Origin of the sequence: Yersinia massiliensis (assembly GCF_003048255.1) — a bacterium.
In the GTDB taxonomy this organism is placed as follows: Bacteria; Pseudomonadota; Gammaproteobacteria; order Enterobacterales; family Enterobacteriaceae; genus Yersinia; species Yersinia massiliensis_A.
Map to the genome: position 1 here is coordinate 1,895,333 of NZ_CP028487.1, position 11,968 is coordinate 1,907,300.

Below are 11,968 nucleotides of genomic sequence, written 5' to 3' on the forward strand. Positions count from 1 at the left end.
TAAGTGGAGAAACTAATGGATACGCAAAGTAGTAGTCAAATAAGCAAGGCAAGCTAACCAATCTCCCTATTGATTTGTTGCTTGCCGAAAAATGGCGGGCAGCACCCTCTCTGTATTTCCTGAGCTGTGCATACCCAATAATGTTTTAACTCGATGATAAATCATCGAGGGTATTAGTTTGGGTTATTATTATGGTATTTAACAACCACGCATTATTTCCTCCAGGCGCATTCTGGTTTTTAGCTGAGTAATACGCTACGTATTTCGCTCGGCACAATTACCTATGTGCTAAATAGCACATGATTATTCTACCAATGATTAAATCATGGAGAGAATCATGGCATTAACTCCTTTTGTCATAAATTTATTATTAGCGATGTGCCTTGGTGCGTTAATTGGTGCTGAAAGACAATGGCGTCAACGCATGGCGGGCTTACGTACTAATGCATTAGTTGCCACGGGCGCAGCGGTATTTATTCTTAGTTCCTATGCGACTTCGCCTGACAGCCCTGGTCGTATTGCTGCACAAGTTGTTTCAGGAATCGGCTTCCTTGGCGCAGGTGTTATTATGCGTGAAGGTATGAATATTCGAGGTTTGAATACAGCCGCGACACTGTGGTGTTCGGCGGGGATTGGCGTGCTCTGCGGTTTGGGACTGTATTGGAATGCAGTGGTGGCGACGGCGGTGATTCTATGCGCCAATATATTATTACGCGAAGCCGCGCAACGGATTAACTTACAACCTCAGCAACAAGCAGTGGATTTACAAGTACGTTACCGGATTCAGGTAACTTGCGGCGCTGAAGAGGAAATACTGGTCCGCACCCTTATTTTGCAAGCATTAAATGGTGTGGCATTACGTCTACAATCACTGTGTAGTGCAGATATCGCTAAGCCTGGGCAGTTAGAAGTCTGCGCTGAAATAATTGCAACACCTGCAGAACAAAAAGAAATTGAAGGTATTGTTTGCCGCGTGAGTTTAGAACGCAGTGTCAGTTCTATTCATTGGCGTATTGCATCCGAATTACCTGTTTAATTATTAGCGCTACCCCTTGTGGGAGTAAGGAGTTGTTATGGAAGAGCACCCCAGAGTTAATATCATTAGCTGCTAATTAAATATAAAGTTGGCAGCGCAATAAATAATAGTTCAGCACAAATACTTCTCAATATTCGAGTAGGGTAGCCCTGTGCGTTTAGAATTAAAAGAGATGCGTTATGACCAAATTTAAAAAGACAGGTACAGCCAAAAGCAATAATAAACCTTTTGCTATTGCGCTAGAGGCTAAGAATAGCTTGGATCAAACATTATCTAAGTTAAATGCGAACCTAAATGGCCTGACAGAGGAAGATGCCAAAGAGCGGTTGGAATTATATGGGATCAACCAAGTTGCCCATGAGAAAGCGCCTCCAGCATTAACCCAACTATTGAGTGCATTTAATAACCCCTTTATTTTTGTACTGATGATTTTGGCCATAATCAGTTTCTTCACTGATTATTGGTTGCCATTACAAAGTGGCGAAGAAACCGATCTGGTTGGTGTCATCATTATTGTCACGATGGTTCTGATCAGTGGGCTATTACGTTTCTGGCAAGAGTTTCGCACCAATAAAGCCGCGGAAGCACTAAAGTCCATGGTTCGTACCACGGCAACTGTATTACGCCGTAGCAGCCACAGTGCTCAGCCGGCTAAACAGGAAATCGCCATAAAGCAGTTAGTCCCAGGCGATATCATTCTGCTCTCTGCTGGGGATATGATCCCAGCCGATTTACGGCTAATAAAGTCCAGAGATCTGTTTATTAGCCAAGCTATTCTGACTGGCGAAGCCATACCCATTGAAAAGTACGATGCGATGGGAAATGTCAGCTCAAAATCAGTTGATGCAGATGGCAGTAGTGAGAGTGAACTGCTTGAGTTGTCCAATATCTGTTTGATGGGCACCAACGTGGCAAGCGGCACGGCAGTCGCGGTAGTAGTTGCGACTGGCGGGCATACTTACTTTGGATCACTGGCCAAATCGATTGTTGGAAGCCGTGCCCAAACAGCTTTTGATCGTGGTGTTAATAGCGTTAGTTGGTTATTGATCCGCTTTATGCTGGTCATGGTCCCCATCGTATTGCTGATTAATGGCTTTACAAAAGGGGATTGGAGCGAGGCAGCACTATTTGCATTGGCTGTTGCAGTGGGATTAACCCCTGAAATGTTGCCGATGATCGTCAGCTCTAACTTGGCTAAAGGCGCGATTGCGATGTCGCGGCGTAAAGTTGTGGTCAAACGACTGAATGCCATTCAGAACTTTGGTGCGATGGATGTCTTGTGTACGGATAAAACAGGCACATTGACGCAAGACCGGATTATTCTGGAACACCATTTAGATGCTAATGGCAGTAATGATCAAAAAGTATTGCAACTGGCTTGGTTAAACAGTTATCACCAAAGCGGTATGCGCAATCTCATGGATCAGGCGGTTATCAAATTTAGCCGAGGCAAACCTGAGATAGACGCATTGCGTGGCTTTAATAAAGTGGATGAGTTGCCCTTTGATTTCGTTCGTCGCCGCTTATCGATTGTGGTAAAAGATGAGCAGCAAAATCAGCGTTTGATCTGTAAAGGTGCCGTGGAAGAGATGCTTAGCATCTGTACTCAAGTCCGTGAGGGGAATGAAATATTTCCGTTGGATGAGACTCGGCGTGCACAATTATTGGCGTTAGCGACACAGTATAACGAAGACGGTTTTCGTGTCTTACTGTTGGCAACGCGAGAGTTAGGTACGCAGGTCAGCGAATTGCCGCTGAATATTGCGGATGAACGTGATCTGGTTGTTCAAGGGTTGCTGACGTTCCTCGATCCACCGAAAGAAAGTGCCGAAGCGGCGATTACCGCATTGCGTGAAAATGGTGTCGCGGTCAAAGTGTTGACGGGTGATAACCCGATTATTACCGCGAAAATCTGCCGTGATGTGGGATTAGAACCCGGTGAGCCGCTGAGTGGGCGTGAAATTGAAGGCATGGATGATGAAACACTGGCGCGAGAAGTTGAACTGCGCACCGTGTTTACCAAACTGACACCTTTACAAAAATCGCGCGTGCTCAAAATGCTGCAAAGCAATGGGCACACCGTGGGGTTCTTGGGCGATGGCATCAATGATGCGCCAGCATTGCGCGATGCGGATGTGGGGATCTCGGTTGATACCGGCACCGATATCGCCAAAGAATCGGCAGATATCATTCTGCTAGAAAAGAATCTGATGGTGCTCGAAGAGGGCGTGATCATTGGGCGTGAAACCTTCGGTAATATCATCAAATACCTGAATATGACGGCCAGTTCTAATTTCGGTAATGTGTTCTCGGTTCTCGTTGCCAGCGCATTCATTCCATTCCTGCCGATGTTAGCTATCCACCTCCTGTTACAAAACCTGATGTATGACATTTCCCAGCTTTCATTACCGTGGGACAAAATGGACAAAGAGTTTTTACGTAAACCACGTAAGTGGGATGCTAAAAATATTGGCCGCTTTATGATTTGGATTGGGCCAACATCATCCATTTTTGATATCACTACTTTTGCGCTGATGTGGTTTGTTTTTGCCGCGAACAGTGTCGAACATCAGGCTTTGTTCCAGTCTGGCTGGTTTATTGAAGGGCTGTTATCGCAGACGTTGGTTGTCCATATGTTGCGTACACAAAAGATTCCGTTTATTCAAAGCACCGCTGCATTGCCTGTGTTGCTGACGACAGGGCTCATCATGGCAATCGGTATCTACATACCGTTCTCACCACTGGGTGCATTGGTTGGTTTAGTACCACTCCCGTGGGAGTATTTCCCATGGTTAGCAGGGACACTGATCAGCTACTGCGTCGTGGCACAACTGATGAAGCAATTCTATATCCGTCGTTTTGGCAAGTGGTTCTGATGGTTTGATGAATACGTAATATGAGTCGATAAAAAAATCCGGGGCCGATTGGCCTCGGATTGATGATGGCTTAAATACCTATCGCTATTCGTGACTGACGCGAATGACTAATTTGCCAAAGTTTTCACCTTCAAGTAGACCAATAAAAGCTTGCGGTGCATTCTCTAATCCATCAACCAAATCTTCGCGGAATTTGATCTTTCCCTGATCAACCCATTGCGTCATCTGCTGCAAAAAATCATCGAAGAGGTGGCCATAATCATCGAAAATGATAAAACCTTGCATCCTAATGCGCTTGCGCAGAATGATACTTTGCAACAACGGCAAACGATCGGGGCCATCGGGTAACTCCGTGTCGTTATAGCGAGCAATCAAGCCACAAACCGGGATACGTGCTCGTGGGTTCAGCAATGGCAACACCGCGTCAAATACCGCACCACCCACATTCTCGTAATAAATATCAATGCCTTCAGCACACGCATTTTCCAACTGTTGTGCAAAATCGGTAGCTCGATGATCAATACAGGCATCGAAACCTAACTCTTCGACCACATAGCGGCATTTTTCAGCCCCTCCAGCGATCCCAACGACTTTGCAGCCTTTCAATTTGCCGATTTGTCCCACGACAGACCCGACGGCTCCACTGGCGGCGGCGACCACCAACGTTTCCCCCGCTTTTGGTTGCCCAATGTCCAATAGCCCCATATAGGCAGTGAAGCCGGGCATCCCTAGAACCCCTAACGCGCGTGAAGGGTGAGAAAGTTGCGGCCCTAAATTACGGATATCTGAGCCATCGGATATCGCATAGTCTTGCCAACCGCTTCGTGCCAGCACCCAATCACCCACCTGAAAATCAGGATGATTTGATGCCTCAACACGTGACACGGCACCGCCGACCATCACATCGCCAATCTGAACTGGGGCAGCATAGGAGGGTGCGTCGCTCATCCTGCCACGCATATAGGGATCAAGAGACAAATAACGAGTACGAAGTAATACCTCGCCCGCCATCGGTTGCGCAATAGGTTGAATATCTAAGGTGAAGTTCTCGTGGGTTGGCGTGCCGTGAGGACGTGAAGCCAACAGAATACGGCGATTATTCATTTTATCTTGAGGCATCAGATTCCCTTACTGTGAGAGAGCAAAATAGGGGCGCTAAATAAGTGATTGGAGAAAAGGATAGTTGAACTTCTTAAACTGATATCAGCTAATAGTGCGGTAATGGCGAGATAAAATGGTGCTGTCATTGAGGCAAGGTAATGCCGCGATGTTGAAAGGATGCAGAGGTGAATTAAAGTGGGACGATCAAGACGTCCACTGCGCTGGTGTTAATCAATCGAGACGCAGAACACGTGAATTTATTTATCAGTTTGGCGCTGTGGTTACCACAGATAACTAAATCAATATGTTGTTGTTGGCAACGGTAAGCCAAGCTCTCGGCAAATTCACCGTGGATCACGGTTTTACTTCCAATAGGGTAATTGGCATTAATGGCTAGCTCTTCCATAAATAACTGCGCTTCTTCCTGTAACACAGACCGTAAGTCACCGAGCATGGGTGCAGCATAGCTACTGTACATTTCTGGTTCGGTAGTGAGCGTAATTAAAGAAATATTACCTTGATAGGGGCGGACAATAGAAACCGCTTTATTCACTAATTTTTGGCTATCAGGTGACAACGCGACGGCAACTAATACATTTCGGTATCCCATTTTTTGAATTCTCATTAGCTGTGCTACAGATTAAAGATTAGGGGATCGCACCTTTTAGAAATGGGAGGTTAATCACAATTGCCCGTTACTGACAAAAATACCTTTTATTGCATTGGTTTAAATAATGGACGGGGAGATAAAACAGATATGAAACTTATGTTTTAAACATTATTTATTAAAATATCTTACATTTTGTTCACAAACCCCTTGCAAAAATGCGGATATGAACCAAAGTTGAAAATGTGCTTGATGAAAATGTATCCGGTTACGTAAAAGCGAAACATGTAGTTACCTTTGCTGCCTTTATCAAGACGAGATATCGGACTTCTTAACGCCAATATCGCAATTGGTTAATAAATGTTCGGAGAATGATTTTGTCAGCAAGCGCATAAATATTCGTTAAAACAAAATAGTTTCTGAGGTTACTAATAGTCTTACCGAGTAATCTCGGGCGTTTTCAGCGCGTGATGCTAATAATTTCGGGTTATGACAGATTTATGTTCTGCTATTTTGCTTTAGGAATGCATTTGTTCGAATTGATCTAAAAACACTGAGAATTGGGCCTATATCCTTACTTTTTTAGCTCTTTTCTGACTTCTGGCTATTTTTTGATCATTGCGACGGTCAAAAAATGAACAATTTAAATGCAAGGTAGCAGCTTTTTATTTTATTTTTGTGACCTCTGTCACATTACATTTAAAATGAATCACTAGTCACATTGTATGTGCTAATGATTCGGGAGTAGAGTTGGGCCTCTTTAGGAATATTCCTATTATTTTGTAAAAAAAGTTTCATGGCGTGAGGGCATTATCAGAGCAGCGCAAAGTTCAGCTGCCAAACCGACGACATGCTGTTTCAGACCCAAAGCGTATTTTTTTGCAACTTAGCACCAGTAGATTTCAATTACTTTTAGTTTTATGGGTTTTAATTAACTGTATAACGGGAAGGATCCCAGGTCTTGGGTGAAGAATACTATCATCCAACTTATGTGTTAAAACATAATCTGTCGGGATGTATAAAATGAGTACGTCTGAATTACTCAAACATATTTATGATATTAATTTGTCATATTTGCTCTTAGCGCAGCGATTAATTAACGATGAGAAAGCCTCAGCTATGTTTCGCTTAGGTATTACTGACGCGATGGCGGATGCATTATCGCAGTTAACATTACCGCAAATGGTTAAATTGGCTGAAACTAACCAATTGGTTTGTCATTTCCGTTTTGGTGATCACAACACTATTCATCATCTGACGAAAGAATCTCGTGTGGATGACTTGCAGCAAATCCACACCGGAATTCTATTGTCTAGCCACTTACTCCACGAACTATCGTCAAAAGACGGTAGCGTGCCCAAGAAAAGAGCATGACAGATGGTTGAGAAAAGTATTGTCCAAGAAGCCAAAGATATTCATTTGGCAATGGAGTTAATCACTTTGGGTGCGCGTTTACAGATGCTTGAAAGCGAAACGCAACTTAGTCGGGGCCGCCTAATTAAGCTTTACAAAGAGCTGAGAGGCAGTCCGCCACCGAAAGGCATGCTCCCATTTTCAACTGATTGGTTTATGACTTGGGAACAAAATATTCACTCATCGATGTTTTATAACGCGTACAGCTTCTTGCTAAAAAGCGGGCAATGCACCGGTGTTGAAGCTGTCATTAAGGCCTATCGCCTTTACCTCGAACAGTGCCCTGATCAGGCGGGGATCCCGCCGCTACTGGCGTTAACCCGTGCTTGGACACTAGTTCGATTCGTTGACAGTGGCATGTTGCAGCTTTCGGGTTGCAATTGCTGTGGTGGCGCTTTTATCACCCATGCACACCAGCCACGAAACAGTTTTGTTTGCAGTCTCTGCCAACCACCTTCCCGCGCAGTAAAAAAACGTAAACTTTCTCCGCAACCTGCCGATATAACTTCACAACTGCTGGATGAGCAGGTTAGACGCGCCGTTTGAGTTTTTTTGATTTGCCTGAATTTTTGGTTACAGCAGCGATATGGATATCGTTCCTGTAGCCAGTTAATGGCAACTCATTGCCCTCAAAGGGTGCAAACACCTCACCTTCCGCCCACACACTTTGCTAAGGATGTCGCGTGTTAGTTATTTTGGGTTATCTCGTGGTCTTGGGTGCGGTTTTCGGTGGCTACATCATTGTTGGTGGTCACCTTGGCGCACTTTATCAGCCAGCTGAGTTTTTAATTATCGGCGGGGCAGGTATTGGCGCATTTATTGTGGGCAACAATGGTAAAGCAATTAAAGCCACAATGAAGGCAATGCCAAAATTGATGCGCCGCTCTAAATATAACAAAGTCCTGTATATGGATTTAATGGCGCTGCTGTATCGCCTATTAGCGAAATCCCGTCAGCAGGGAATGTTGTCACTGGAGCGGGATATAGAAAATCCACTTGAAAGTGAAATTTTCTCTAATTATCCAAGAATTTTGGCCGATAAGTTATTAGTCGAATTTATTACTGACTATTTGCGATTAATTGTCAGCGGAAATATGAATGCTTTTGAAATCGAAGCCTTGATGGATGAAGAGATAGAAACCCACGAACAAGAATGCGAAGTGCCAGCGGGTAGCTTGGCGATGGTGGGGGATTCACTTCCGGCCTTCGGTATTGTTGCCGCAGTCATGGGGGTGGTACATGCCTTGGCCTCTGCAGACCGGCCAGCCGCAGAACTTGGGGCGTTAATAGCCCATGCGATGGTGGGGACGTTTTTGGGTATTTTGCTGGCCTACGGCTTTATTTCACCTTTGGCGACCTTATTGCGTCAACAGAGTGCGGAAACCACCAAAATGATGCAGTGCATCAAGGTAACGCTGCTTTCCAGTCTGAACGGATATGCGCCGCAAATTGCCGTTGAATTTGGTCGTAAAACACTCTACACCACGGAACGTCCATCGTTCATTGAGTTAGAAGAGCATGTGCGCAGAGTGAAAGCGCCAGCGCCGCAAGCGACAGAAGAGGACGCATGAAGCATCAGAACCATCCCGTTATTCTGGTCAAAAAGCGTAAGGCCAAACATGGTGGTGGTCATCATGGCGGGTCATGGAAAATCGCTTACGCTGACTTTATGACAGCGATGATGGCCTTCTTTCTGGTGATGTGGTTGCTCTCCGTTTCCAGCCCGCAAGAGCTGACACAAATTGCAGAATACTTTCGCACGCCATTGAAAGTTGCGCTGACCAGCGGCGATAAAAGCAGTTCCAGTACTAGCCCCATTCCGGGTGGGGGCGATGACCCAACCCAACAAGTCGGTGAAGTACGCAAACACATTGATTCTGAAGAGCGCCGCAAAGAGGAATATCGCCTTAATAAGCTGCGGGAAAAGTTGGATCAACTCATCGAGTCTGATCCTCGACTGAGAGCATTACGGCCACATCTGTTGATTAACATGATGGAAGAGGGGCTGAGAATACAGATTATCGATAGCCAAAATAGGCCGATGTTCAAGATGGGGAGCGCACAGGTTGAGCCCTATATGCGCGATATTTTACGTGCCATAGCGCCGATCCTAAATGACATCCCAAACAAAATCAGTTTGTCCGGTCATACCGATGACCTGCCTTATGCCAGCGGTGAACGCGGGTACAGTAACTGGGAGTTATCCGCTGATCGCGCCAATGCTTCACGGCGTGAGTTGCTGGCGGGGGGGTTGGATGAAGGCAAGGTATTACGTGTGGTCGGCATGGCTTCGACGATGCGCCTCAAGGAACAAGCATCGGATGATCCGGTTAACCGCCGCATCAGTATCTTAGTGCTGAACAAGCAGACTCAACACGATATTGAGCATGAGAATTTGGATAACAAAGCGCTGGATATCGAGAAAGCAGAAAGTTTGAAGCAGGTTGAAACCAGTGGCGTTGTACCCGTCGCACCGGCAGCCGCTGCAGCGCCAGCGGCAAAATTGACGGGGCAACCGGCCGCAGCAGGTTCGGCAGTGGCGGGGGCAAGTGTGGCACCGCCATCAGCGGCGACAACATCTGCTACGACAGGGCTTGCAACGACAACACCTGATGTACCTGTGAATGCACCGGCTGCGCCAACGGCATCACCAACAGCGTCAGCATCGTCAACGGCAGTCTTGCCAACGACGACACCACAAACACAACAATCGAGTACGGGGAACATTGCCCCAGTGGCTACTGGACCAACGACTGCGTTGCCAGCAGCACCTGCAAGTAATGTACCGGTCTCTCCGACAAGCCGCGACGCACAGTAGAGGTGACACCGTGAGCATGGATATTACCGCGTTTTATCAGACGTTTTTTGATGAAGCAGATGAACTACTGGCGGATATGGAACAGCATTTGCTTTTGCTGGATCCATTGGCACCAGACAATGAACAACTCAATGCCATTTTCCGCGCGGCTCATTCCATCAAAGGTGGGGCAGCGACGTTTGGCTTTACGGTATTGCAAGAGACAACCCATCTGTTGGAAAACCTGTTGGACGGTGCCCGCCGCGACGAAATGCGTCTGAGCACTGATATCATCAACCTGTTTTTGGAAACGAAAGATATTATGCAGGAACAGTTGGACGCCTATAAAACCTCGCAGGAACCCAATGCGGAAAGCTTTGAGTATATTTGCCACGCCTTGCGCCAGTTGGCACTTGAAGCATTAGACCAACCGGCCACCGCGAATACGCCTTTAGCGACATCCAGCAGTGAAAGTGCCGCTGTTGTGGAAACCAAGGCTAGTGGTAAATCGCCAGCTTTAGTTCAGGGCGGTATGCGCATCCGCTTATCGGGCTTAAAAGAGCAAGAAATCCCATTGATGCTCGAAGAGCTGGGCAATCTCGGGGAAGTTCAAGATCCGCATCAAACGATAGATAGCCTTGAAGCCACCTTAATTACTTCCGTCAATGAAGATGATATCAGCGCTGTACTCTGTTTTGTCTTGGAACCTGAGCAGATCAGTTTTGTGCAGGCCGAGTCATTAGCAGCGACTGATGATGTTGTTGAGGTGGATGTTGCTGAAGTCGGTGTTATAGAAGCTGATGTACCTCAAGCCGCCGTCGCACCGATGGCCGAAATCAAAGCTACACCGAAGGTTGCTGGTGCAGTTACCGCACCGGCCAGCTCTGAACACGTGAAGCCGAAAGCGAAAGCTAGTGAATCTACCAGCATTCGCGTCGCAGTTGAAAAGGTCGATCAGCTGATTAATTTGGTGGGTGAACTGGTTATTACTCAATCCATGCTTGCACAGCGATCCAGCATCCTCGACCCCGTGATTAACGGTGATTTGCTCAATAGCATGGGGCAGTTGGAACGTAACGCGCGGGACTTGCAAGAGTCGGTCATGTCTATCCGCATGATGCCGATGGAGTATGTCTTCAGCCGTTTCCCGCGCTTGGTTCGTGACTTGGCCAGCAAACTGAATAAGCAGGTTGAACTGACGTTACTGGGCAGCTCGACCGAACTGGATAAAAGCCTGATCGAGCGCATTATCGATCCATTAACGCACTTGGTGCGTAACAGTCTCGATCACGGCATTGAAGATGCGCAAACCCGTGTTGCGGCAGGGAAACAACCGGTTGGTAATCTGACACTGTCAGCGGAACATCAGGGCGGCAATATTTGCATCGAAGTGCTCGATGATGGCGCGGGTCTGAATCGGCAGAAAATCTTGGCGAAAGCGCAGTCGCAAGGAATGGCCGTTAACGAACACATGAGCGATGAAGATGTCGGGATGCTGATTTTTGCACCGGGTTTCTCCACCGCTGAGCAAGTGACGGATGTTTCTGGCCGTGGCGTTGGCATGGACGTGGTGAAGCGAAATATTCAGGAAATGGGCGGCCATGTGCAAGTCAGTTTCCAGGCGGGTAAAGGGACATCGATCCGTATTTTGCTGCCATTGACGCTGGCTATCCTTGATGGCATGTCTGTCAAAGTCAGTGATGAAGTCTTTATTTTGCCGCTCAATGCGGTGATGGAGTCACTGCAACCGTTGGCAGAAGATTTGCACCCGCTGGCGGGCGGAGAACGTGTGTTACAAGTGCGCGGTGAGTATCTACCGTTGGTAGAACTGTATCGGGTATTTGATGTTGAAAATGCGAAAACCGAAGCCACTCAAGGCATTGTTGTGATTCTGCAAAGTGCTGGCCGTCGTTATGCGCTGTTGGTCGACCAACTGATTGGCCAGCATCAAGTGGTGGTGAAAAATCTAGAAAGTAACTATCGCAAGGTGCCCGGCATTTCAGCCGCGACCATTTTGGGTGATGGTAGTGTCGCGTTAATTGTTGATGTATCTGCTTTGCAGGCCCTAAATCGGGAAAAGCGTGTGACGGTTGAAAGTACTGTCGCCGCATAGCGGATGTCCCAATAGGACGCCTGTA

Annotated in this window: 9 protein-coding genes; 7 read left to right on the forward strand and 2 right to left on the reverse strand. The window is 46.7% G+C overall.

Annotated features, from left to right (window positions below; all coding sequences use genetic code 11):
* Nucleotides 1–337: 337 nt before the first annotated feature.
* A complete protein-coding gene (locus tag DA391_RS08705; protein ID WP_050083779.1) occupies nt 338–1,036 on the forward strand; it encodes an MgtC family protein in 699 nt (232 codons plus the stop codon).
* Nucleotides 1,037–1,215: 179 nt separating this feature from the next.
* Nucleotides 1,216–3,912, forward strand: coding sequence for a magnesium-translocating P-type ATPase (gene mgtA / locus DA391_RS08710; RefSeq protein WP_050083778.1), 2,697 nt, complete (start codon nt 1,216–1,218; stop codon nt 3,910–3,912).
* A gap of 84 nt (nt 3,913–3,996) precedes the next feature.
* Here the strand turns inward: mgtA and DA391_RS08715 are convergent, their stop codons facing one another.
* Both DA391_RS08715 and uspC read right to left on the reverse strand, forming a co-directional pair.
* On the reverse strand, nt 3,997–5,031 hold the full coding sequence (locus DA391_RS08715; RefSeq protein ID WP_108087547.1) for an NADP-dependent oxidoreductase: 1,035 nt from the start codon (nt 5,029–5,031) through the stop codon (nt 3,997–3,999).
* Between the two features lie 172 nt (nt 5,032–5,203).
* A complete protein-coding gene (uspC, locus tag DA391_RS08720; RefSeq protein WP_050083776.1) occupies nt 5,204–5,623 on the reverse strand; it encodes a universal stress protein UspC in 420 nt (139 codons plus the stop codon).
* Between the two features lie 1,020 nt (nt 5,624–6,643).
* Between uspC and flhD the strand changes: the two genes are divergently transcribed.
* The 5 genes from flhD (at nt 6,644) to cheA (ending at nt 11,943) form a co-directional block, all read left to right on the forward strand.
* Entirely contained in the window at nt 6,644–6,994 is a 351-nt protein-coding gene (gene flhD / locus DA391_RS08725) for a flagellar transcriptional regulator FlhD (protein ID WP_049611105.1), read from the forward strand.
* A 3-nt stretch (nt 6,995–6,997) separates the two neighbouring features.
* Complete coding sequence (flhC, locus tag DA391_RS08730; RefSeq protein ID WP_019210386.1) at nt 6,998–7,579, forward strand: flagellar transcriptional regulator FlhC; 582 nt, start codon at nt 6,998–7,000, stop codon at nt 7,577–7,579.
* Nucleotides 7,580–7,716: 137 nt separating this feature from the next.
* Nucleotides 7,717–8,604 (forward strand): flagellar motor stator protein MotA, encoded by an 888-nt coding sequence (gene motA, locus DA391_RS08735; RefSeq protein ID WP_050083775.1) that lies wholly within the window; start codon nt 7,717–7,719, stop codon nt 8,602–8,604.
* A complete protein-coding gene (motB, locus tag DA391_RS08740; RefSeq protein WP_108087548.1) occupies nt 8,601–9,851 on the forward strand; it encodes a flagellar motor protein MotB in 1,251 nt (416 codons plus the stop codon). The genes motA and motB overlap by 4 nt, the downstream gene beginning before the upstream one ends.
* 16 nt (nt 9,852–9,867) lie before the next feature.
* Nucleotides 9,868–11,943, forward strand: a complete 2,076-nt coding sequence (gene cheA / locus DA391_RS08745) for a chemotaxis protein CheA (protein ID WP_167398218.1) — start codon at nt 9,868–9,870, stop codon at nt 11,941–11,943.
* Nucleotides 11,944–11,968 lie beyond the last annotated feature (25 nt).